Origin of the sequence: Cupriavidus sp. SS-3, assembly GCF_035818815.1 — a bacterium.
In the GTDB taxonomy this organism is placed as follows: Bacteria; Pseudomonadota; Gammaproteobacteria; order Burkholderiales; family Burkholderiaceae; genus Cupriavidus; species Cupriavidus taiwanensis_C.
In genome coordinates, this window is sequence record NZ_JAYLVT010000006.1 from 156901 (window position 1) to 179712 (window position 22812).

At 68.5% G+C, this 22812-nt stretch carries 21 protein-coding genes; 11 read left to right on the forward strand and 10 right to left on the reverse strand.

The window, feature by feature from the left end; all coding sequences use genetic code 11:
• The first annotated feature begins 13 nt into the window (after nt 1-13).
• Both U9J39_RS11890 and U9J39_RS11895 read left to right on the forward strand, forming a co-directional pair.
• Nucleotides 14-709: an Hpt domain-containing protein gene (locus tag U9J39_RS11890; RefSeq protein ID WP_326347117.1), complete on the forward strand. Its 696-nt coding sequence runs from the start codon at nt 14-16 to the stop codon at nt 707-709.
• Nucleotides 710-900: 191 nt separating this feature from the next.
• A complete protein-coding gene (locus U9J39_RS11895) occupies nt 901-1407 on the forward strand; it encodes a hypothetical protein (RefSeq protein ID WP_116314275.1) in 507 nt (168 codons plus the stop codon).
• Between the two features lie 29 nt (nt 1408-1436).
• On the opposite strand, the gene U9J39_RS11900 is transcribed toward U9J39_RS11895, so the two are convergent.
• The 3 genes from U9J39_RS11900 to U9J39_RS11910 form a co-directional block, all read right to left on the reverse strand.
• Nucleotides 1437-2036, reverse strand: coding sequence for a TetR/AcrR family transcriptional regulator (locus U9J39_RS11900; protein ID WP_115713459.1), 600 nt, complete (start codon nt 2034-2036; stop codon nt 1437-1439).
• Nucleotides 2037-2153: 117 nt separating this feature from the next.
• A complete protein-coding gene (locus U9J39_RS11905) occupies nt 2154-3056 on the reverse strand; it encodes a patatin-like phospholipase family protein (protein ID WP_115713458.1) in 903 nt (300 codons plus the stop codon).
• Nucleotides 3057-3262: 206 nt separating this feature from the next.
• Nucleotides 3263-3994: a YceH family protein gene (locus U9J39_RS11910; protein ID WP_326347118.1), complete on the reverse strand. Its 732-nt coding sequence runs from the start codon at nt 3992-3994 to the stop codon at nt 3263-3265.
• Nucleotides 3995-4200: 206 nt separating this feature from the next.
• Between U9J39_RS11910 and U9J39_RS11915 the strand changes: the two genes are divergently transcribed.
• Entirely contained in the window at nt 4201-5937 is a 1737-nt protein-coding gene (locus U9J39_RS11915; protein ID WP_116314278.1) for an FAD-dependent oxidoreductase, read from the forward strand.
• 13 nt (nt 5938-5950) lie between these two features.
• Here U9J39_RS11915 and ada read toward each other — a convergent pair whose 3' ends face one another.
• Together ada and U9J39_RS11925 are read right to left on the reverse strand one after the other, a co-directional pair.
• On the reverse strand, nt 5951-7030 hold the full coding sequence (ada, locus tag U9J39_RS11920; protein WP_326347119.1) for a bifunctional DNA-binding transcriptional regulator/O6-methylguanine-DNA methyltransferase Ada: 1080 nt from the start codon (nt 7028-7030) through the stop codon (nt 5951-5953).
• Between the two features lie 7 nt (nt 7031-7037).
• Nucleotides 7038-7844, reverse strand: coding sequence for a 2OG-Fe(II) oxygenase (locus tag U9J39_RS11925; RefSeq protein WP_326347120.1), 807 nt, complete (start codon nt 7842-7844; stop codon nt 7038-7040).
• Between the two features lie 193 nt (nt 7845-8037).
• Between U9J39_RS11925 and U9J39_RS11930 the strand changes: the two genes are divergently transcribed.
• Nucleotides 8038-8517 (forward strand): nuclear transport factor 2 family protein, encoded by a 480-nt coding sequence (locus U9J39_RS11930; RefSeq protein ID WP_116314280.1) that lies wholly within the window; start codon nt 8038-8040, stop codon nt 8515-8517.
• Between the two features lie 53 nt (nt 8518-8570).
• Here U9J39_RS11930 and U9J39_RS11935 read toward each other — a convergent pair whose 3' ends face one another.
• The gene (locus U9J39_RS11935; protein ID WP_326347121.1) at nt 8571-10343 is read right to left on the reverse strand and encodes a dipeptidase; all 1773 of its coding nucleotides are present in this window, start codon (nt 10341-10343) and stop codon (nt 8571-8573) included.
• 253 nt (nt 10344-10596) lie between these two features.
• On the opposite strand from U9J39_RS11935, the gene U9J39_RS11940 reads away from it, so the two are divergent.
• From U9J39_RS11940 to U9J39_RS11950, 3 genes are all read left to right on the forward strand, one after another.
• Nucleotides 10597-11328, forward strand: a complete 732-nt coding sequence (locus U9J39_RS11940; protein WP_115713451.1) for a glutathione peroxidase — start codon at nt 10597-10599, stop codon at nt 11326-11328.
• Nucleotides 11329-11485: 157 nt separating this feature from the next.
• Nucleotides 11486-12877: a dihydrolipoyl dehydrogenase gene (locus U9J39_RS11945; protein WP_326347122.1), complete on the forward strand. Its 1392-nt coding sequence runs from the start codon at nt 11486-11488 to the stop codon at nt 12875-12877.
• A gap of 111 nt (nt 12878-12988) precedes the next feature.
• Nucleotides 12989-13537, forward strand: a complete 549-nt coding sequence (locus tag U9J39_RS11950) for a TetR/AcrR family transcriptional regulator (RefSeq protein WP_115683161.1) — start codon at nt 12989-12991, stop codon at nt 13535-13537.
• Between the two features lie 15 nt (nt 13538-13552).
• On the opposite strand, the gene U9J39_RS11955 is transcribed toward U9J39_RS11950, so the two are convergent.
• Both U9J39_RS11955 and U9J39_RS11960 read right to left on the reverse strand, forming a co-directional pair.
• Entirely contained in the window at nt 13553-13891 is a 339-nt protein-coding gene (locus U9J39_RS11955; RefSeq protein ID WP_115683160.1) for a BrnA antitoxin family protein, read from the reverse strand.
• Nucleotides 13875-14144, reverse strand: a complete 270-nt coding sequence (locus U9J39_RS11960) for a BrnT family toxin (protein WP_240072014.1) — start codon at nt 14142-14144, stop codon at nt 13875-13877. The genes U9J39_RS11955 and U9J39_RS11960 overlap by 17 nt, the downstream gene beginning before the upstream one ends.
• Before the next feature lie 258 nt (nt 14145-14402).
• On the opposite strand from U9J39_RS11960, the gene U9J39_RS11965 reads away from it, so the two are divergent.
• Nucleotides 14403-16613 carry a TonB-dependent siderophore receptor gene (locus U9J39_RS11965; RefSeq protein ID WP_326347123.1) on the forward strand — a complete coding sequence of 737 codons (2211 nt, stop codon included), beginning with the start codon at nt 14403-14405 and terminating at the stop codon, nt 16611-16613.
• A gap of 157 nt (nt 16614-16770) precedes the next feature.
• On the opposite strand, the gene U9J39_RS11970 is transcribed toward U9J39_RS11965, so the two are convergent.
• Nucleotides 16771-17445 (reverse strand): SOS response-associated peptidase, encoded by a 675-nt coding sequence (locus tag U9J39_RS11970; RefSeq protein ID WP_326347124.1) that lies wholly within the window; start codon nt 17443-17445, stop codon nt 16771-16773.
• 233 nt (nt 17446-17678) lie between these two features.
• On the opposite strand from U9J39_RS11970, the gene U9J39_RS11975 reads away from it, so the two are divergent.
• Both U9J39_RS11975 and U9J39_RS11980 read left to right on the forward strand, forming a co-directional pair.
• Nucleotides 17679-19343 carry an AMP-binding protein gene (locus tag U9J39_RS11975; RefSeq protein ID WP_326347125.1) on the forward strand — a complete coding sequence of 555 codons (1665 nt, stop codon included), beginning with the start codon at nt 17679-17681 and terminating at the stop codon, nt 19341-19343.
• Nucleotides 19344-19519: 176 nt separating this feature from the next.
• Entirely contained in the window at nt 19520-20251 is a 732-nt protein-coding gene (locus U9J39_RS11980; RefSeq protein ID WP_115683156.1) for a BON domain-containing protein, read from the forward strand.
• 17 nt (nt 20252-20268) lie between these two features.
• Here the strand turns inward: U9J39_RS11980 and U9J39_RS11985 are convergent, their stop codons facing one another.
• Entirely contained in the window at nt 20269-21360 is a 1092-nt protein-coding gene (locus U9J39_RS11985) for a GlxA family transcriptional regulator (RefSeq protein ID WP_326347126.1), read from the reverse strand.
• Nucleotides 21361-21542: 182 nt separating this feature from the next.
• Between U9J39_RS11985 and U9J39_RS11990 the strand changes: the two genes are divergently transcribed.
• Entirely contained in the window at nt 21543-22802 is a 1260-nt protein-coding gene (locus tag U9J39_RS11990; protein WP_115713446.1) for a M20/M25/M40 family metallo-hydrolase, read from the forward strand.
• Nucleotides 22803-22812 lie beyond the last annotated feature (10 nt).

Genomic DNA, 22812 nt, shown 5'->3' on the forward strand with positions numbered 1-22812 from the left:
CGGCCCCAGAGCCTTGCTCCTTGCACCCGCCGGCGCCCCGGGCCGGCTCGCGGATACCGCCCGGATCCTGCATGACCTCGGCTTTGTGGTGCGGATCGACGTGGGCGCGCCAGAGGCGGATATGGCCGCCGATGTCGAACTGGTGATGGCGAGTGCGGCTGCCGGGGTGCCTTCCTCGCTGATGCACACATGGCGCGCCCGCGGCGCGGTTTGCGCCGTGGTGTTGCCGCCGGGCGCGGTACCGGCGGCTGGCACAGACGCGGGCGTGGCCACTCTGCCCGCGCCGGTCACCGAAGCGTCCTTGCTCGCCATGCTGGCCGGCCAGCACTACGTGGCGCTGTCCCCGCGCGAGGGCGCCGGCATCGCCGGGGCCATTGCCGCGCAGACCTTCGGCAACCCGGCATTCGCCAGGGAACTGCTGCATGCGCTGGTGACCTCGACCCGCGATGACCTGGCGCAACTGCGCCGGGCCGGGCCGGACCTGGAGGCGGTGCGGGGCGTAGCGCACCGGCTCAAGGCCTCCGCCCACTATGTCGGTTGCCATGCGCTGCGGCTGACGGCGCAGCGGCTCGAGCATGCCGCCGGCGACGGCGATGCAGGCATGGCCACGGTGCTGGCAGCGATCGTGGCGCCAACGGCGGCACGGCTGCTCGCGCTGCTGGCCAGTCTGCCTCCCGCAAATCACTCCGATAACGCCCCGCAAAAATAGCACAGCGGGAATACACCGAATTGGCGCGATCCCGGCGCTTGATTATTCTGGTGGCTTGAATGGAAATAAGGCGTGCATTATTGATTATCGGGAATAAATCCCGCCGATTCATTTTGTTCGGGACTGGAATGCCGGATGCTGCTGGCCCTTGCCGGCCGTGGCTTCAGGCATTTACGGGGAGGAGGGCAGGGATGGCCCATATCATGGCGTCAATGCCGGATTCGGCGGTCTATTTCCACCTGGCCGCGGTGGCGCTGCTGTTGCTGGGACTGGCCGCGTTCCGCGCGGTGGCTTATGTCATGGCATCGCCGCATGGGCGCCCGGCGCGTGCCCGGCGCATGCTGCTGGTCAGCGCCGGCCGCGTGCTGGCGGTCGGCGCGATCTGGACCGCCATCGTCTACGGCCACGGCGTTACCGAGCGGGCCGGCGCGCACAACTGCCGCCGGGTGCCGATGGTAGATGCCGCGGCCCGCTACGCCGCCGAATACTGCTACCTGGGCGGCGAGCGGATCCTGCTGCGGATCTACGGCGCCGAACGCGACCGGGTGCTGGCCCATCGCACCTTCACCAGTACCGGGCCGGTGCGGCTCAGCTGGGACGGGCACGCCGTGGTGTTCGATCCGGCCGCGCCGGGCCGCAAGGGCAGGCTGGCATTGCCGCCCGCGCTGCACGACCGGCTGCTGGCGCGGCTGCCTTGAGCGTGCAGGTCAGCGTGCAGGTCAGCACGCTAGCGCGGCTGGGCCTGCATCCGGGCCAGCACCGCGTCCAGGCCGTCGGGCCGTGGCAGCTGCGCGATCAGCCAGCGCACGGCCTCCGACAGTTGCCGCGCATCGTAGTCCGGCGCGAAGCTGTGCAGGGTGGCGCCGTGCAGGAAACAGCGCAGTGCCAGCCATTCCGGCTGTGGCGGTGCGTCCGGCGGCTGGCCGAACAGCCGCTGCGGCACCGCCGCCAGCGGTTCGTGCACGGCGCGGGCAAGACGGATGTCGCCGCGCGTTGCCATCCACACCTCCAGAATCGCCAGCGAGGCATGCCGTTGCGGCCGGTGTGCCAGCACATGCAGCATCAGGTGCAGGCGCAGTGACGGGCCCAGCGGCCCGAGCGCAGCCAGGCGCTCGGCTTCGCGCTCGAGCAGCAACTTCAGCATGGCCGGCAGCAGGTCGTAGCGCCCTTCCGGAAAGTGGTGGCGCAGCGAGCCGCGGCTGGTGCCCGCCAGCTCGCACACGCGCGCTTCGGCAAAGGCCGCGTAGCCTTGCTCGATGAGCAGGGTCGCGGCGGCTTCGATCAGGGACTGGCGGGTACTGGCGCTGCGTTCGGCTTGGCTGGGCATGGGCCGGATTGTAGCAACGGCGCGGGGGGCGGCTTGCCATCCCCGCGGTACTTCGGCGCTTCGATCCATCCGGCAATGCAGGCCGGCGCAGTGGAGTCGCGGCGGTGAGCCCGCGCTTCAGTGCGGCGCCGCCGCCGGAATGTCGGCACTGCAGCTCGGTGCCGTCTCGTCATGCGAATGCGGGGCGAGGGCGCCGGGGATGCGTGGAGTGTCGAGGCCCTTGGCGCGCAGCCACTCGGCCGTGGTGGCTGCAGCGCGGTCGATCAGTTCGCCGCAGCGTGAGTAGTCGTAGGGCGAGATGTCGAGCGGGCACAGCGGCGGAACCACGCTGATCTGCGCCTGGCTGGAGAAGTGCTGCAGGTCGTGCACCAGCTGGCGCGCCACCAGCAGCGAGAGCGCGTTGAACGCATGCTCCAGCGCGCCGCGCGGCGGACGGCGCTCGGCGCAGGTAAAGCCCGCCGGCAGCACGATCACGCGGGTGGCGCCCAGGCGGATCGCGGTCGACACCGGCGTATTGTTGGCCACGCCGCCGTCGATCAGGGTACGGCCCCCGAACTGCACCGGCGGAAAGACGCCAGGGATGGCGGCGCTGGCCAGCACCGCGTCGACGATGCTGCCACTGGACAGCACCACCTCGTCGCCGCTCTGCATGTCGGTCGCCACCACGTGCAGCGGCAGTTCGGCGGCTTCCAGCTTGCGCGGCCCGAAATGCCGTGACAGCAGGCTGCGCAAACCCGTCGCCTCCACGAGATGGCCGCGGCTGCCGCCGAACATGTTCCAGACACTGCGCCAGCTCCACGGCAGGATGTCCGTGCGCCGGATCGCGCGCCACAGTTCCTCTAGTCGCTGCGCGCCGCCCAAGCCCGGGTTGCAGGCAAAGTAGGCACCGTTGATGGCCCCGGCCGACGCGCCGATCACGATATCGGGCGATACGCCCCAGGCCGCCAGTTCACGCAGCATCCCGACCTGGATCGCACCCAGGCTTCCGCCGCCGGCGAATACAAAGGCTGTCTTGTCCATGGCTGCGGCGGTCTCCCCTGGCTTGTCGGCTTCCTGTGCAAAAGGATAGGCGACGTACAGGCCATCCGACAGTTCGGCCCGCCACCGCGGCGGGCGCGTTCTTTTTTGTAATAGCGCAATTAACCGCCTTGAATTTACCCCAACCCGGAAGTGTGGGCCAGCAAGGGCGGGGGCGGAACTTCCGGCGGGATGGTCGGTACTCGGGATCAGCCGAGAAACTCGTCCGCGCAGATGCCTAGCTGCGCAGCCATATGTTCGACCAGGCCCTGCAGCCTGGCCACTTTTTCGGTGAGTGCCTGCTGCTCGGCGCGCAGCTGTTCCAGCTCCGCCGACGGTGCGGCGTCGCCGTCGGCGCCACGCCCGCTGTCTTCGGCCGCCGCGGCGGCGCTGGCTTCGCCGCTCAGCAGATGCATCCAGCGGTTTTCACGGGCGCCGGGGGCACGCGGCAGGCGCACCACGCGCGGCGGCGCCTGGCTGGCCAGCTCGTCGAGGAAGGCCTCGACCGAGGAAATGTCGGCAAAGCTGTGCAGGCGCGCGGTATTCAGGCGCAGTTCCGCGGCCGTCTGCGGGCCGCGCAGCAGCAGCATCGCCAGCAGCGCGACCGACTGGCTCGGCACGCCGAGCGCCCGCTGCATGTTGTGCTCGAAGCGCGGCACGCGGCTGCTGCTGCCTTCGAAGACCAGGCTCAGGCCCTTGAGGCCGTCGATGGCCTCAAGGATCTCGGCCTCGCTGACGTTCATCACCGGCGCGCGCGCGGTCTTCTGGTTGCAGCCCGAAGCCAGCGCGTTGAGCGACAGCGGGTAGGTATCGGGTACGGTGTGCTGCTTTTCGACCAGCACGCCCAGCACGCGTCCTTCGACTGGCGTGAGGGCGCGCAATGCCGCGCGCGCGGGACGGTCGTTGGACGGGGTCGGATCGGATTCAGGGGTGGATGGCATCAAGTCTTCAGTGTTCTGACAGTGGCGGCGCCGGTACAGGCTTGCCGGAGCGCCGAGGCGAACATTCAATCCCAAGCCGGCGCAATGCGCAACTGTCGGCGCCCATGGCCTCGCATTCCTGGTCGTGCCGTCTACTATCGATAAGCCGCGCCGCGGCAGCCGGGATATGGGCGATCCGGCAAGTACCGATGTCATCAGGGGGCAGCATGACGAACTTGCAGGCGGAGGCAGTGGCGGCCGAAACGGAGCCGGGCGCGGAAGCCGGTGGCGGCCTGGACGCACCGTACTCCACGCTGGAATCACGCTGGCACCAGATGTTCCCGCAACTCACTGCCGACGAGATGGCGCGCGTGCGGCGTTTCGGCACGCCGCAGAGCTGGCACGCGGGCGAAAAGCTGTTTGCCATCGGCCAGTCCGGGCGCGGTATGTATCTGGTCACCAGCGGCCGCGTACGCGTGATGCGGCGCGACGGCCTGGGACGCGAACACCAGATCACCGAGCAGGGCGCCGGGCACTTCCTGGCCGAGGTCGGCACCCTGGCCGGCCGCCCCGCTCTGGTCGACGGCGTCGCCGTCACCGAGACCCACGGCTACGTGATCATGCCGGACCGGCTGCGCGCGCTGCTGGTGGCCGAGGCCGAACTGGGCGAGCGCATCATGCGCGCCCTGATCCTGCGCCGCGTGGGGCTGATCGAGTTCGGCAGCGGCCCGGTGCTGGTTGGCCACGGCACCGAGCCGCAGCTGCTGGCGCTGCAGGCGTTCCTGCGGCGCAACGGCTACCCGCATACGGTCATCGATATCGACGCCGACCGCGACTGTTCCCTATTGCTCGACTACGCCAACGCGCCCGCGAGCGACTTTCCGCTGGTGATCTGCGCCGACGGCCGCGTGCTGCGCGCCCCGGACGAGGGGCAACTGGCGTCGTGCCTCGGACTGCTGCCGGAGTTCGACCCCGACCACGTCTATGACGTGGTGGTGGTCGGTGCCGGGCCGGCAGGGCTGGCCACGGCGGTCTATGCCGCCTCCGAAGGCCTGTCGGTGGCGGTGATCGATTGCCGCTCGCCGGGCGGGCAGGCGGGCGCGAGCGCGCGCATCGAGAACTACCTGGGCTTTCCGACCGGCATCTCCGGACAGGCGCTGGCCGGGCGCGCGTTCGTGCAGGCGCTCAAGTTCGGCGCGCACATCGCGATTCCGCTTGAGGTCAAAGCATTGCACTGCGGCGCCGACCCGATACGACTGGAGCTGACCGACGGCCGCATGGTGCCGACCCATACCGTGGTGATCGCCACCGGCGCGCAGTACCGCCGCCCCGACATCGCAGCGCTCGAGCATTTCGAAGGCCGCGGGGTCTACTACTGGGCCTCGCCGGTGGAGGCCAAGCTGTGCAAGAACGAGCCGGCGATGCTGGTGGGCGGCGGCAATTCGGCCGGGCAGGCGGCGGTGTTTCTGGCTTCGCATGCGGCACACGTGCATATGCTGGTGCGCGGCCCGGGCCTGGCCGCCACCATGTCGCGCTACCTGATCGACCGCATCGCAGCGCTGCCCAATATCACGCTGCATACCCACGCACAGATCAGCGCGCTCGACGGCGACGGCTGGCTCAGCGCGGTGCACTACGATTGCCGCGCCGAGCATCCCGCGCCGGTCACCATGGCGGTGCGGCACCTGTTCCTGTTCATCGGCGCCGACCCGAATGCGGCGTGGCTGCGCACCTGCCATGTCGAGGTCGATGACAAGGGCTTCGTGCGCACCGGCGGCGGCTCGCTGGGGTGCGCGTCGGCGGTGCCGTATCCGCTGCAGACCAGCGTGCCGGGGGTGTTCGCCATCGGCGACGTGCGGGCGGGATCGACCAAGCGCGTTGCCGCCGCGGTTGGCGAAGGCGCGGCGGTGGTGGCGCAGATCCACGATTACCTGGCAAAGATCCAGGCGCCCGCTATGGGCTGAGCGGCGCGCGGCTTCAGCCCTGCGCCTCGCGCTCCAGCAGTTCGCGCTTGCGCGCCACGCCCCAGCGATAGCCCGACAGGTCGCCGTCGCTGCGCACCACGCGATGGCAGGGAATCGCCACCGCCAGGTGGTTGGCCGCGCAGGCCTGCGCCACCGCGCGCACCGCGCGCGGCGCGCCGATGCGGGCCGCGATCTCGGCGTAGCTGGCGGTGCTGCCGGCGGGGATTTCACGCAACGCTTGCCATACGCGCTGCTGGAAGGCGGTGCCGCGCACGTCCAGCGGCAGTGCCAGGCCGATCGAAGGCGCTTCGATCAGGCCCACCACCTGCGCCACCAACTGCTCGAACTGCGCGTCGCCGCCGATCAGGTTGGCACGCGGGAAGCGGTCCTGCAGGTCTTGCAGCAGCGCTTGCGGATCGTCGCCCAGCAGGATCGCGCAGACGCCGCGCTGGCTCTGCGCCACCAGGATCGCGCCCAGCGAGCATTCCCCGATGGCAAAGCGGATATCGATGTCGGCGCCGCCGGCGCGGTAGTGCGATGGGGTCATGCCGAGCACGGCGTCGGCGCTCTCGTAGAAGCGGCTGTTGGAGCCGAACCCGGCGTCGTAGATGGCTTCGGTCACGGAGTCGCTGGAGCCCAGTTGCTCGCGCAGTTTCCTGGCCCGATGCGCGGCAGCGTACGCGCGTGGGGTCAGGCCGGTAGCGCTCTTGAACAGGCGGTGGAAGTGATAGGGGCTGATGCCCGCGGCGCTGGCCAGCTGCGGCAGCGTGGGCACGGCGTCGGCGGCCTCGATCCGGCGGCAGGCCTCGGCCACCATGGCCGCGTGCCGTGTCGCCAGCGCCGGCTGCGCGGCACGGCGGCTGGGCCGGTAGCCGGCGGCTTCGGCCGCGGCGGCGTTGTCGAAGAATTCGACATTGGCCGGATGCGGCAGGCGCGACGGGCTGCTCGGCAGGCAATACACGCCGGTGGTCCTGACCGCATAGACGAAGTCGCCGTCGGCGCCGGGGTCGCGCGCCAGCACGCGCGCCCAGCGCGGATCCTGTTCGACCAGGGCCGCTTCGGCTGCTTGTGCGGAACGGATGGATCGGGTCATGGCTGCCTCACGTAGCGTCGTGAAAGATGATGCCGAGCGTGTAGCGCTGTCCGGCATGCAGCCGGCTGACGCCATGCCGCAGGTTCACGCGATAGCTGCCGCGGCTGCCCTGCACCGGCCGCTGGCTGACCGCGAACACCACGGCATCGCCCTGGCGCAGCGTCACCACCTCGGCGCGCGACTGCATGCGCGGGCGCTGCTCGGTCAGCACGAACTCGCCGCCGGTGAAGTCGCGGCCGGGCTCGGAAAGCAGCACCGCCACCTGCAGCGGGAACACGTGCTCGCCGTACAGGTCCTGGTGCAGGCAGTTGTAGTCGCCCGGGCCGTAGCGCAGCAGCAAGGGCGTCGGCCGCGACTGGCCGGCGTGGTGACAGCGGGCGATGAAGTCCGGGTGCGTGGTGGGGTAGCGGACGTCGATGCCCATGGCGGCATTCCAGCGGTTGGCCACCGGCACCAGGTGCGGGTAGAGCGCCGTGCGCAGTGCCGCGACCAGGCCGGGCAGGGGATAGCGGAAGTACTTGTATTCGCCCTGGCCGAAGCCGTGTCGGCGCATTTCGATGCGCGAGCGGTACAGTGCATCGTTGCCATAGCCGGCGGCCAGCGCGTCGCATTCGTCGGCGGACAAGAGGGCGGGGATGGCGGCGCAGCCGAAGTCATCGAGCTCGCGCGCGACCGCGGCCCAGTCGACGCCGTCGACCCGGGTCGCCACGGACGCGTCATGCCGCCGCCCGACAGCCGCGCCACGTGGCTGCGGAACCGGCCGGCGCGGCCCGGCGACTGCCATTTCGGGCCGCTGAATCTGGCTGGTGCTCACTGCGAATCTCCTGTCCTGTGCTTGCATGGTGCCAACTTTAGGGCGTGCCGGTGCGTGGCGCACTCCGCCTCTTGCTTTCAAATTCTCTCGCCATCCTGCCTTGACAAGACAGATCTGTCTACCAATAATGAGACAGATCTGTATCACCCCGTGGTTCTTCTCAGTTCAATGCCAGTCCCTTAAAGGAGCTTTCATGTCCTCACCATCTGAAATCCGGCCGCCGCTGCCTCCGTTTACCTACGAAACCGCCATCGCCAAGGTCCGCGCCGCCGAGGACGGCTGGAACAGCCGCGACCCGCAACGCGTGGCGCTGGCCTATACCGTCGACAGCGCATGGCGCAACCGCGCCGAGTTCGTCAACGGCCGCACTGATATCGTCGCGTTCCTGCAGCGCAAATGGCAGAAGGAGCTGGATTACCGCCTGATCAAGGAGCTATGGGTGCACGAGGAGAACCGCATCGCCGTGCGCTTTGCCTATGAATGGCACGACGATTCCGGCAACTGGTACCGGTCATATGGCAACGAGAACTGGGAGTTCGATGAGGCGGGGCTGATGCGCAGGCGCTTTGCCTGCATCAACGACGCGCCGATCCGGTCAGAGGACCGCAAGTTCCACTGGCCGCTGGGCCGGCGCCCGGACGGGCATCCGGGCTTGAGCGAGCTGGGGCTGTAATGAATCTTGCCCCTGTCCCGCGCGCGGGACAGGGGCAAAAACGAAAAGCCAGCTTACTGCATCTTGTCCAGGTTGCCGATCCGCACCAGCATCTCGGTGAACATCTGCATATCGAGATTGAGGTCGGCCACTTCCTTGTACTCGCGCGCGTTGTGCGCGGTGTACTTCTTGCCCGGCATGGCCGGCCCGAAGTTGATGGCGTTGGGCATCAGCTTGGCGGTGGTGCTGCCGGCGGTGGAGACCGGCTTGGCTTCGAGCCCGGTGGTGTCGCCAAAGATGTTAAGCAGCGTGGACAACCACGCGCCCTTCGGATCGCGCGCCATCCAGTTGCCCTGGTCGTACTTGATCTCGACCGGCCCATGGGTGGCGGCCCAGCCGAAGATGCGCTTGGTGATCTTGCCGCCCAGATCGTCCGGCGTGCGCCCGCGCGGCATGCGCACGTTGGTGACCACATCGACGTATTCGCCGCGCTCGCGCACCAGCGTGGGCGACATGGTCAGCGGGCCCATGAACGGATCGCGGTAGGCCACGTCCATGCGGTTGCCCAGGTAGTCCAGGCCGTACAGGTCGTTCAGGTAGCGGACCGCGTTCAGGTAGTGGTTTTCGGCAAAGCGCACGCCGCTGGCCTGCAGGAACAGCGCCAGCCGCGGCAGCGGGTTCACGCCTTCTTCGGGCCGCGAGCCGTGCGCCGAGGCGCCGGTGACCTTGACCTCGACCTCGTTGCCGGCGCGCTTGACCTCGATCGAGAACTTGCCGCGCGGCGTGTAGCGGCGCACGAACTCGGCGCGCGCCTGTTCCAGCGCTGCGGCCACCGCGGCGGGATCGCCGCCGGCGATGCGCGCGGTGGCGGTTTCGGGAATGGCGTTGGCCGAGGCCGCGCCGCGCATCGCGACGATCGCCGGGCCCTTGCTGTCGGCCTGGCTGGGCACGCGCTTGTCGTCGGCCGCCTTGATGCCGAACGAGACGGTCAGCGTGCCCGCGCCTTTCTCGGCCACTACGGCCGGATACTTGCTGTCGAGCACGACGTTGTACTCGGGCAGCGTAGTGTGCTGGCGGTAGTACTTCATGCCGTCGCCACCGGTTTCCTCGGTGGTCTCGATCATCAGCCGGATGCTGCGCTCGAGCGGCACGCCGCTTTCCTTGACGGTCTTCATCGCGTACAGCACCGCCGCGATCGAGCCCTTGTCGTCGATGGTGCCGCGCCCGTACAGCAGGTCGCCGATGCGCGTCATGCGGAACGGGTCAAGCCTGGTGCCGTCGTCCAGCACCCATTCCTCGGCCACCGCCGGCACCACGTCGGCGTGGGTCAGGATGCCGAAGGTGTCCTTGCCGCCGCCGGGCAGGGTCACCTCGAACACGCGGTTATCGACATTGCGATAGGCCAGCCCGAACTCGCGCGCCATGCCTTCGATCATCTTGCCGAACTCGATGATGGCGGGATTCTCGTGCTGGGCGATCTTTTCCTCACGCACGGTGCGCAGCGCCACCATCTTGCCGAGCACGTCGATGGCCGCGGCCTCGTTGCGCAGCCGGTTGTAGACCCCTAGCAGCCGGGCGACATTGACCAGGTTGTCGCCCGACAGCGGCGCCTTCGACTGCCACGCCGCCACCGCGGGCGCGACCGTCGGCTCGGCCTTGGCCGCCGCCGCCATGAAGGCCGGCAGGTCGGCCTGGGCCGCCTTGGCCGCAGCCTGGCTGTTGCCGGCCAGTGCTTCCAGCGCCGGCTTCTTCAGCGTCTGGGCGTGCGCGGGAAGGGCCAGCGCAAGCGACAGCGCGAGCAGGGATGCCCACCGATGGCGGTACGGCAGGCGGCAAGGTCGGGTCATTGCGAAGAAGGGAATCGGAGGAGATGCCGCATGATAGGGCACTCCCCGGGGTTTTCCCGAAAAAATATGCTTTTTCGTCCGCGCGCGCCGGAGGTTTCCGACCGATAAGTGGCACCTATGAGCCAATCATAGTCTTTGGCAATCATCGCTGTTGATACGATGAATTGTACAAATCACATCCCGGTCTCCAGAATAGGGCCTTCGCTGCAACCCGCAGCCGAAACCAACCCGATCCAGAACCAGGAGTGAACTGATGCTGCAATCCCGCGAAGGCCAACGCGTTCCCAATGTCGCTTTCCGTGTGCGTGAAGACAACGAGTGGAAGACCGTCACCACCGGCGAGCTGTTCGACGGCAAGACCGTGGTGGTGTTCTCGCTGCCGGGCGCCTTCACCCCGACCTGTTCCTCGACCCACCTGCCGCGCTACAACGAACTGGCCCCCGTCTTCGCCAGGCATGGTGTCGACGACATCCTGTGCGTGTCGGTGAACGACACCTTCGTGATGAACGAATGGGCCAAGGACCAGGAGTCCGCAAACATCACCATGATTCCCGACGGCAACGGTGAATTCACCGAAGGCATGGGCATGCTGGTGGACAAGGCCGACCTGGGCTTCGGCAAGCGCAGCTGGCGCTATGCGATGCTGGTCAAGGACGGCGTGGTGCAGAAGATGTTCATCGAGCCGGAGGAGCCGGGCGACCCGTTCAAGGTGTCCGATGCCGACACCATGCTGGCCCACATCGCCCCCGGCGCGCGCAAGCCTGACCAGGTGGTGGTGTTCTCCAAGGTCGGGTGCTCGTTCTGCGCCAAGGCCAAGCAGCTGCTCGACGACAACGGCTTCGACTACATCGACGTGCCGCTCGACAACAAGGTGCGCGGCAAGGTGCTGGGCGCCGTGTCGGGCGAGATGACCGCGCCGCAGGTCTTTATCAACGGCAAGCTGATCGGCGGCGCCGAAGCGCTGCAGCAGTACCTGGCCGCCTGAGCTGCAATCAGCTGATTCCCATTCTTGCCCCGAGCCACGGGGCCGGCAGTCGCCGGACCCGATGGCGCCGCCTTGCCCGCGAATCCGCGCCTGGCGGCGCCATCCAGCCCGCTGATTGACCCAGCCTGACGCTTCAGAACACAAAGGAACCACCGCCATGACCACCATCCAGACCGACGTCGCCGTGATCGGCGCAGGCACCGCCGGCCTTGCCGCCTACCGCGCCGCGATTGCGGCCGGCAAGCGCGCCGTGATCATCGAAGGCGGCCCCTACGGCACCACCTGTGCCCGCGTGGGCTGCATGCCCTCCAAGCTGCTGATCGCCGCCGCCGAGGCCGCGCATGAACTGCGCCACACCGCGCCGTTCGGCGTGCATGTCGACGGCCAGATCCGCGTCGATGGCCGCGAGGTGATGGCGCGCGTGCGCAGCGAGCGCGACCGCTTTGTCGGCTTCGTGGTGCGCGGCGTGGAGAACATCGCGCCGGCCGACCGCATTCGGGGCTATGCCCGCTTTATCGACACCACCACGCTGGAGGTGGATGGGCACACCACCGTGCGCGCCAGCCGCGTGGTCATCGCCACCGGTTCCACGCCGGTGCTGCCGGCGCCGTTCAAGGTGTTCGGCGACCGCCTGATCGTCAATGACGATGTGTTCTCGTGGCAGGACCTGCCTGCCAGCGTGGTGGTGTTCGGCCCCGGCGTGATCGGGCTGGAGCTGGGCCAGGCGCTGTCGCGGCTGGGGGTGCGGGTGCGCGTGTTCGGCGTCAGCGGCTCGCTGGGGCCGCTGACCGACCCGGTGATCCGCGCCGACGCGGCGCGCAACTTCAACCAGGAGTTCTATCTCGATCCTGACGCGCAGGTGACCGACATGGGCCGCGACGGCGACCAGGTGCTGGTGACCTACCTCGACCGCGAAGGCCGCAGCGTGACCGAGCGCTTCGACTACGCGCTGGCAGCCACCGGCCGCGCCCCCAATGTGCGCGGCCTGGGCCTGGAGAACACCGGCCTGGCGCTGGATGCGCGCGGCGTGCCGCTGTTCGACGCGCACACGCTCCAGTGCGGCAACGCGCCGGTCTTTATCGCCGGCGATGCCAACAACATCCTGCCGCTGCTGCATGAGGCCGCGGACGAGGGCAAGGCCGCCGGCGAGAACGCCGCCAGCTATCCGCAGGTGAAGCCGCTGGCGCGTCGCGCGCCGATCGCGGTGGTGTTCACCGACCCGCAGATCGCGATGGTCGGTCAGCGCTATGCGGACCTGGCCGAGGGCAGCTTCGTCACCGGTGAGGTGAGCTTTGAAGACCAGGGCCGCAGCCGCGTCATGCTGAAGAACCGGGGGCTGATGCACGTCTATGCCGACCAGGCCACGGGCCGCTTCCTGGGCGCCGAATGGACCGGCCCGCGCGCCGAGAACATCGCCCACCTGCTGGCATGGTCGTACCAGCAGGGGCTGACCATCGCGCAGATGCTGACCATGCCGTTCTACCACCCGGTGGTGGAAGAGGGCCTGCGCACGGCGCTGCGCGATGCTGCCGCCCAGCTGGAAGGCTGATCGGGCGATTGCTAGACAGGTCTGTCTGTCATAGTATCGAAGCACAGGCCCGGGGCGGCGCTTAACGCAGCCCCGGGCGTTCTCCTGTTTTCGCTACTCCGCCTGCACCACATGGCTACGCCTTCCGCCCGCGACCGCATTCTCGACACCGCAGCCCGCCTGTTCTACCAGGAGGGCTACCGCGCCACCGGCATCGACCGGATCATTGCCGAATCCGGCGTCGCCAAGATGTCGCTCTACCGGCATTTCGCCTCCAAGAACGCGCTGATCGCGGCGTTCCTGGCGCGCCGGCATGACGAGTGGATGGCGTGGTTCCGCCAGGACGTGGAAGCCCGCCTTGCCGAGCGGCCCCGCCTTGACGTGATCGCCGACGCGCTGGCCGACTGGTTCGGCCGCGACTTCCGCGGCTGCGCTTTCATCAACGTGGTGGCCGAGGCCGGCGGCGACGCCGAGGCGCAGCAGCAGGCGGCGGCCCACAAGGCCGACCTTGAGGCGTTCGTCGCCGACCTCGCGGCGCGCCTCGGCCTGCGCGCGCCACAGGCGGTGGCGGCGGAGGCGATGCTGTGCATCGAGGGCATGATCGTGCGCTACCAGATGCAGCCGGACAGCGCGGTGATCGAGGCGGGCAGGCGGTTCCTTGGCCGTTTGCAGGGCGAATGACGGGATCGTCCGGCACTAGCGCCGGGGCAGCATCCGGCGCGCCGCCGCATAGTCGCGCAGGGCCTCATTCATCAGTGTTTGCCAGCCGCTGCCGGTTGCCTTGTAGGCGGCCAGCACGTCGGGATCGATGCGCAGCGTCTGATTGACCTTGCGCTCGCCGGCCGGTTTGGCAGGCCTGCCGCGACGTTTAGCCAGTGCATCGGCTTTATCGTTGCCGAGCAGTTCCCGTGCCGGGCGCAACTTCCCGAACTGCTCTGTCGGCACGGACGTCGCATCGGGGTCTTGCGCAATCCCTTGCGAGATGGCGGCGTCTTCTTCCGGGGTGGGGCGGATGAGGTCAGGTTTCCTGTTCATAGTCTCGCAGCTCTCTTGAGTTGGCTTTACGCAGGCTGATTGCCCTGAGTGTGTCGCCACGCATCGTGAATACCAGGCAATACAGGCGCGTACCAATTGGTCCATATGCGATGTAACGGGCTTCGCCGTATGGCTTGCGGTCATCGATTTTCAGGAGGGCGTTATCGAAGTCAGTCAACCCTGCAGCGGCCAGTGACAACCCGTGATGACGTTGGTTGATGGCGTCCTTTGCCAAGTCAAACTCGATTTCCATTCGGATTTACTGTAGCAGCAGAAAATAAGGCGAGCAATATTTTTATGCTACAGCGTAAAAATGCGTGGCTGACATCGTACAAAGCGGAAAATCGGTCACCCGGACAAAGAATCCCACGAAAAATGCGGATCATATGTCTCGTGTCTGACACATTCAGCTACAATTCTGATGTAATCACGAATCATTCCTATTCGTAATTCAGAATTTTCCACTTGTGATGCCGCTTGGCGGCACCGCCACAATTTGACCCCCTAAGTGATGTCTCTGCACCCGAACCGTCGGGCGAAGCCGCGCTTTGCCCGCTCCGCGCTTGTCACCCCATGCCGTCTTTCCCTGACCACCCTCGTGCTGAGCCTGCAGGCCGGCGGCGTGTTTGCGCAGTCCGGCGAAAGCCCTGTGCCTGCCGCGCCGGCGGCCGCAGCCGCGGCGGAACTGCCGGCGGTCACGGTGCGCGCCAGCAGCGAGGATGAAAGCGCCACCGGCCCGGTCCATGGCTTTGTGGCGAAACGCAGCGCCACCGCCACCAAGACCGACACGCCGGTGATGGAGACGCCCCAGTCGATCACCGTCATCACGCGCGACCGCATGGAAGCGCAGGGTGCGCAGACCGTGCAGCAGGCCATCGGCTACAGCGCCGGGGTCTATGCCGGCCCGTTCGGCAATGACGCGCGCGGTGATTGGGGCAAGTTCCGAGGCACGGACTTCACGCAGTATCGCGATGGCTTGCTGAACCAGGTCGGCTTCTACAACAACGTGCGTGCCGACGTATACGCCCTGGAGCGCATCGATGTGCTGCGCGGGCCGTCGTCGATGCTGTTCGGCCAGGGCGCGGTCGGCGGCATCCTGAACCTCGTCAGCAAGCGTCCGCAGGCGGAAGCGGCGCGCGAGATCGGGGTGCAGTTCGGCAACTACAACCGCAAGCAGGTACAGGCGGACGTGACCGGCCCGCTCGATGCGGACGGCAAGTGGCTGTATCGCCTGGTGGCGCTGGCGCGCGACAGCGACACGCAGGTCGACTACGTGCAGGACAACCGCTACCTGCTCGCGCCGTCGCTGACATGGCGGCCGACCCAGGACACCTCGCTGACGCTGCTGGCCAACTTCCAGCGCGACGTGAGCGGGACTTCGGTCGGATTCTTCCCGTGGCGCGGCACGCTGTACCCGAACCCGGGCGGGCAGATTCCCGACCACCTGTTCATCAGCGAACCCGGCTTTGACCGCTACACCGCTGAGCAGCAGTCGGTCGGCTACGAATTCCAGCACAAGTTCAACGACACTGTGACGGTGCGGCAGAACCTGCGCTACTCGCACAGTTCGGTGGACTACCGCAGCATCTACGCGCGATTCAACGATGCCAATCGCGGCTGGGTGCCGGGCAGCAACACGCTGATGAACCGCACCGTCTACGTGAATCAGCCGACGCTGAATTCGTTCGCGGTAGACACGCAGGCACAGACCAACTTCCGCACCGGCCCGATCCAGCACACGCTGCTGACGGGCGTTGACTACCAGCACGCTGAAATCACGGGGACCACCGGCGTGGGCGGTTCCGCCGCGCCGCTCGATGTGTTCAACCCGGTCTACGGCAATTTCACGCCGCCGGGCACGCGCTCGCTGAGCCCTGCCACGCAGGCGCAAACCGGCCTGTACGTGCAGGACCAGCTGGCCTGGAACAAATGGCTGCTGATGCTGGGGCTGCGCTATGACTGGTCGCGCGCCGCGCAGGACAACACGCCGTCGGCCAGCCGCGACGACAGCGAACTGACCAAGCGCGCCGGCCTGATGTACCGCTCGGACATCGGCCTGAACCCGTACGTCAGCTACTCCGAGTCGTTCCAGGGGCTGGCCGGCTTCAACAAGGCCAACCAGGCCTTCAAGCCGCTGCGCGGCTCGCAATGGGAGGCGGGCATCAAGTACCAGCCGCCCGGCAAGAACGCGACGCTGACCATCGCGGCATTCGACATGCGCGAGAAGAACCGCAAGACCGCCGGCGTGGTCAACGGCATTCCGGATTCGGTGCAGGTGGGCGAAGCACGCACGCGCGGCATCGAGGTGGAGGCCCTGGCTTCGCTGACGAACCGGCTGGACCTGATCGCGACCTACACCTACCTGGATGCGCGCGTGATCGACGGCACCCCGGCCGAGGTCGGCAAGAAGCTGGCGAGCACGCCGTCGAACATGGCGTCGTTGTGGGCCAACTATCGCTTCAAGCTGTTCGGGATCCCGGGCTTCGTGGCCGGCGGCGGCTTGCGCTACGTCGGGCCCAGCTATGACGGCAACGACCAGAACCGCGTTGGCGGCGTGACGCTGTACGACGCCATGATCGCCTATGACCACGGCCCGCTGCGGGTCGCGCTGAACGCCAACAACCTGTTCGACAAGCAGTTCCTGACCACCTGCCTCGCCCGCGGCGACTGCTACTTCGGCGCGCGCCGCACGGTGGTGGGCACGGTCACCTATCGCTTCTGAGCCGGACCGGCGCAAAGAATCGAGCCCCCGGCCGGGGTGGTCGGGGGCCCGATCAGCAATCAGACGCCCGTCGGCGTCCAGCAACGAGTGTAGTCGGGAAAATCGCCATGACAAGGGCAGCGGCGGATCGAGCCTTGCCGCCGCCGCGCCGGTCGCGCTAATCCGCGTCGGGAATGGGCGCTCCCTGCACTTTGGGCGCCGGCTCGGCGTGCAGGGCATCGGCGGGCAACAGCCGCAGGAAGGTACGCGCGATCTCGGGGTCCCGGCACGCCAGCCAGTCGTCCCACTGTGCGCGCGGCACGATGACCACGGCGCGCTTCTCGTCGCCCGGCTTGTGGAAGCGCTGCAGCAGCGGGTGCTGCGCCGAATTGACCGTCAGCATGGTGAAGGACAGCGCCTGGTCCGGCCAGCCGCGCCACAGCCCGGCAATGCCGAAGGCCGGCTCGCCGGGCAGCCACACGCGCCAGCGCACCGGCTTGCCCGGCGCGGCACCGTCCGCCACATTATCGGGGTACGCAAACTCGTAGAACGCCGTGGCCAGTATCAGGCAGAGCTGGCCCTGGCGCCAGTAGCGTGCAAAGGCGGGGCGCTCGCCCACGGTTTCGCTGCGGGCATTGGTGGTGTCGTAACGCCGTGCGCCGGGTGGAATGCGCGCGCGCGGCACCATGCCGAACGCGGCCAGGTCGGCGCTGCGCGCACCGCCGTCATCGGCACGCACGATCGGCGCCGCATAGTCGGGGTAGGTCTCGGCCTTGTACACGCCCGCGGGTGGCTCCACGCCGAAGATCTCCCGCAGGATGCGGCGCTGGACCGGGGCATAGTTGGTGCACATGCGCTGTCTCCCGTAGGTGATGCCCGTATCGTGTGGGGCCGGCGGCGCCGCGTCAAGCGCGCCTGGGCGCGCCGTTGATGCGCATGGCAGGGATGGCAAAAACCGTCAGCCGCGCTGGCGGAATCGGTTATTGCCGGATCGGCGGGCCGTAGCGCACACTCTTGCGGCAGCCGTGGCGCGGCCAACGCGCACGGCCACCGACTACAAGGCACAAGCCGGATCCAGGAGACCCAATGCGCGACTACGCCCAAGCTTTCGACGGATTTTCCTATGACGACGCCGTGGCCCGGCAACTGCACGGCAGCCTGGCGGCAATGAACGCCTGCGTCGAATGCTGCGACCGGCACGCACAGCCCGGCCGCATTGCGCTGAACTGGGAAGGGCGCAACGGGGACGCGCGCAGTTGGACCTTCGCCGAGCTGCAGGCGCTGTCGGCACAGTTCGCTGGCTTCCTCACGGCGCAGGGCGTGCAGCCGGGCGACCGCGTCGCGGGCCTGCTGCCGCGCAACGCGGAACTGCTGGTGACAATCCTCGGCACGTGGCGCGCCGGGGCCGTGTACCAGCCGCTGTTTACCGCCTTTGGGCCCAAGGCCATCGAACACCGGCTCAATGCGTCGGGGGCAAAGGTGGTGGTCACCGATACGGCCAACCGGCCCAAGCTGGACGAGGTGGGCGGCTGTCCCGCCATCGTCACGGTGACCGGCACCCAAGGGAGCGCGGAGCAACACGCTCTGAGCGCGGGCGACTTCAGCTTCTGGGCCGAACTGGCACGCCAGCCGGCATCGTTCGCACCGGTGATGCGGCGCGGCGACGACCCCTTCCTGATGATGTTCACCTCCGGCACCACCGGCCCGGCCAAGCCGCTGCTGGTGCCGCTCAAGGCCATTGCGGCGTTTGCCGGCTATATGCGCGATGCGGTCGACCTGCGCGACGACGACGCGTTCTGGAACCTGGCCGATCCGGGCTGGGCCTACGGCCTGTACTACGCCGTCACCGGCCCGCTGTCGCTGGGCCATGCCACCACGTTCTACGACGGCCCGTTCACGGTCGACAGCACCTGCCGCGTGATCCGCAAATACGGCGTCACCAACCTGGCCGGCTCGCCCACGGCCTACCGGCTGCTGATCGCGGCGGGCGAGGCCGTGTCCGGCCCGCTGCGCGGGCAGCTGCGCGCCGTCAGCAGCGCCGGCGAGCCGCTCAACCCGGAAGTGATCCGCTGGTTCGCCAGCGAGCTGGGCGTCACCATCCACGACCACTATGGCCAGACCGAGCTGGGCATGGTGCTGTGCAACCACCACGCCCTGGCCCATCCGGTGCGCATGGGCGCGGCCGGCTTTGCCAGCCCCGGGCACCGCGTGGTGGTGGTCGACGACGCGCTGCGCGAACTGCCGGCCGGCCAGCCGGGCACGCTGGCGCTGGACCTGAAGCGCTCGCCGATGTGCTGGTTCGGCGGCTACCACGGCACGCCCACCGGCGCCTTTGCCGGCGACTACTACCTGACCGGCGATTCCGCCGAGCTCAACGACGACGGCAGCATCAGCTTTATCGGCCGCGCCGACGACGTCATCACCACCTCCGGCTACCGGGTGGGGCCGTTCGACGTGGAAAGCGCGCTGATCGAGCACCCGGCGGTGGTCGAGGCCGCGGTGATCGGCAAGCCCGACCCCGAGCGCACCGAGCTGATCAAGGCCTTCGTGGTGCTGGACCCGCACCACCAGGGGTCGCCCGAGTTGGCCGAAACGCTGCGCCTGCACGTGCGCCAGCGCCTGGCCGCCCATGCCTACCCGCGCGAGGTCGAGTTCGTCGCCGAACTGCCCAAGACCCCCAGCGGCAAGGTCCAGCGCTTTATCCTGCGCAACCAGGAAGTCGCCCGCGCGCGCGCGGCGGCCGGCGCCTGAGACCTGCCGGCACGGCGGGCGCGCCGGTGGCGGCAGGGCCAGCGGCGCACCGCTTCCTATAATGAGGAAGCGGTTGCCGGGTCCCGGGGGTGAAGGAGGCCGCGGCGCCGCTCCCGCGCGCCTGCTGGCAGGGGCGCGCATCCTTCCATCTCCAGACCAACCGGCGAGGCGACAACATGCAGAGTAGCGAAGCGGTGCTGACGCAGGCGCGCGCAGCCCTGGCCCATGTGCCTTATCAGGGCCATGTCCTCCATCCCACCATCCAGTTGCGGCTCTCGGACGGGGCGCTGATCCTCGAAGGCGAGGTGGCCGATATCGTCGACAAGACCCGGGCCGCGGCGACGCTGCGGCGCGTGGACGGCGTCACCAGCGTGATCGACCACCTGCGCGTGGCCAACGGCGGCGCACCGGTTGGCGACGGCGAGCTGCGCGATGCCGTATGCGAGCGCCTGCTCAATGCCGTCGAATTCCACAATTGCAAGATTTGCGCGCGCGTCAAGGGCAAGCCCGAGGCCATGCGCGAACCGGTGAACGAACGCAACGGCTGGATCGAGGTCGCGGTGCAGGACGGCGTGGTGACGCTGTGGGGGCAGGTGATCAGCCTGTCGCACATGCGCCTGGCCGGCGTGCTGGCGTGGTGGTCGCGCGGCTGCCGCTGCGTGGTCAATGAACTGGTGGTGGCGCCCGCCGAGGCCGACCGTGACGATGAAATCACCGAGGCGCTGATGCTGGTGCTCGAGACCGACCCCTTCGTCGATGCCGCCCAGGTCAGCGCGCATACGCAGGACCGCGTGGTCACGCTCGAGGGCTGCGTCAGCAACGAGCGCACGCGCCGCCAGGCCGAGCGCGATGCCTGGTACGTGCAGGGCGTGGAGGACGTGGTCAACCACATCTCGCTGCGTCCCTGAGCGCAGCAAGCGAGCGGCTATCGCTGGGCGCCACGCTGCGCGGCAGTGTCTTCCATGCGCCAGTAGCGCCGCCGCGCCCGCAGCGCAAAACGGGCGCGGTAATCCGACATCGACATGCCGGCGGCACGCTGGAACAGCCGGCGGAACGCCGCGGCGTCGCTGTAGCCGCAGGCCTCGGCAATGGCATGGGTGCCGTGCAGCGTGACCTCCAGCAACATGCGGGCACGCTCCACGCGCAGCGTGTGCAGGTAGTCCAGCGGCGTCATGCCGGTGACCTGGCGGAAATGCCGCAGCAGCGTGCGTTCGCTGACCGCCGCCGCCTGCGCTACCGCGGCCAGCCGGTAGGGCTCGGACACATGGTCGCGCAGCCATAGGATGGCGCGGTAGACCGGGCTGTCGGCGGTGCGGCCGAGCCAGCGTTGCGACACCAGCGCCGGCACGCTGCGCTGGCGCTCGGGCTGGAACAGCATCAGCCGCGACGCCGCCTGCGCCAGGTCAGGGTCGTGCAGGTGGCCCAGCACGCGCAGCATGAATTCCACCTGCAGCGCGGGCGCCACGCACGAAAACACGTGCCCGTGCACGCTCATGGCCGCGTCGCTGGTCAGATCGCAATGCGGGTACTGGCGCGCCATCCAGCTCTGGAACATCCACGGCGCCCCCACGCTCGCGCCATCCAGCAGTCCCAGCTGCAGCGGCAGCACCATCCCCGACGCGCACGCGGCAATCCAGCCGCCGGCGCGCGCATGGCGCTCCACCAGCCGCAGCGCCGCGGCATCGCGCAGCACCAGTTCGCCCAGCTGCGGCGCATTGCTGGCCAGCAGCGCGGGAATGACCAGCAGCGTGCGGCTGCCCGGCACGCGTGCGCGCCGCGTCGACGATACCAATCCCGGTAGCTCGGTGGCCAGTGTGCGCCCGTTGGCGCGGCACAGTTGCCAGCTCAGCGTCGGCGCGGTGCCGGGGCGCTGCAGGCTGGCCACGCCGGCCACCGTGCGCAGCACGTCGAGCGTGGTGAACAGGCTGCCGGGCATGGCTTGCGGCAGCCAAAGCAGGCGCACGTGGAGCGGGACGTTCTGTGACGAGGGCGCGATGGCGGCGGTGGGGGCTGGCATGCCTCGAGGCGTTCGAATGGTTGAAGATGGGCCGGATGCCGAACGCCGTGGCGGGATCGGCATCCGGATTGGCGATATTGAACCTCCCCATAGTGGCTGGCAAGGACTAGCATCGTGCCGTTGTGCCGCGGCGAACGGCCATGATCGCGGCACCGCCAACAACACCACACCGAGGAGATTCCATGCCGTTTTCCGTTCGCCACGTTGCCATTGCCGCTGCCCTGACGCTTGCCGGGGCCGGCACGCCGGCCATTGCCGCGCAGCCCGATGCCGCGCTGCTGTCCGCAGCGCAGGCCGCGCAGCCCAGGGTCGTGCAGTCGCTCAAGGAGATGGTGTCGATCGAATCCGGCAGCGCCAATGCCAAGGGGCTGGCGCAGATGGCCAGCTATACCGAGAAGCGCCTGCAGGCGCTGGGCGCAAAGGTGGAGCGGCTGCCCGTGACCAAGGGCCCGGGTACCATGGTCAAGGCCACCTTGACCGGCACCGGCAAGCGCCGCGTCATGCTGATTGCCCACCTGGACACCGTGTACCCCGACAACACGCTCGCCACGCAGCCGATCCGCGAGGAAGGCAACCGGCTCTATGGCCCGGGCATCGCCGACGACAAGGGCGGCATCGCGGTGATCCTGCATTCGCTCGAGATCCTGAAGCAGCAGGGCTGGCGCGACTACGCGCAGATCACGGTGCTGTTCAACCCGGACGAGGAGGTCGGCTCGGTCGGTTCGGCCGAAACCATCGCCACGCTGGCGGCGCAGCATGACGTGGTGCTGTCGTGCGAGCCCACCGCGGCCAAGGACGTGGTCAAGGCCGAGGCGCTGCTGCTGGGCGCCTCGGGCACCGCCACCGCCACCATGCAGGTCAAGGGCCGCGCCTCCCACGCCGGCGCCGCGCCCGAGCGCGGCCGCAATGCGCTGATCGAGCTGGCGCACCAGTTGCAGCAGACGCGTGACGCGGCCAGCCTGGTGCCGGGCTCGCAGCTGAACTGGACCCAGGCCCAGGCCGGCACGGTGCGCAACCAGATCCCGGAAAGCGCCGTGGCCTATGGCGACGTGCGCACCACGGCAGCCGGTGCCGCGGAAAAACTGAAGGTGGCGCTGCAGGACAAGGTCAAGTCCAGCCAGCTGGTGCCCGACACCCACACCACGGTGACGATGGAAGAGGGCCGCCCGCCGTTCGTGGCCGACGCGCGCGGCCGCGCGCTGGCCAAGCGCGCGCAGGAAATCTATGCCGAGCTGGACGGCCGCACGCTGGCGCTGGCCGAAGGCACCGGCGGCGCCACCGACGCCAGCTACGCGGCCCGCTCGGGCAAGCCCGCGGTGGTGGAAAGCTTCGGCCTGGCAGGCTTCGGCTACCACGCGCGCGACGAATACATCGAACTGGATTCGATCGTGCCGCGCCTGTACCTGATGACGCGGATTCTGCAGGATATCGGCCGCAACTGAGCCGCCGTTA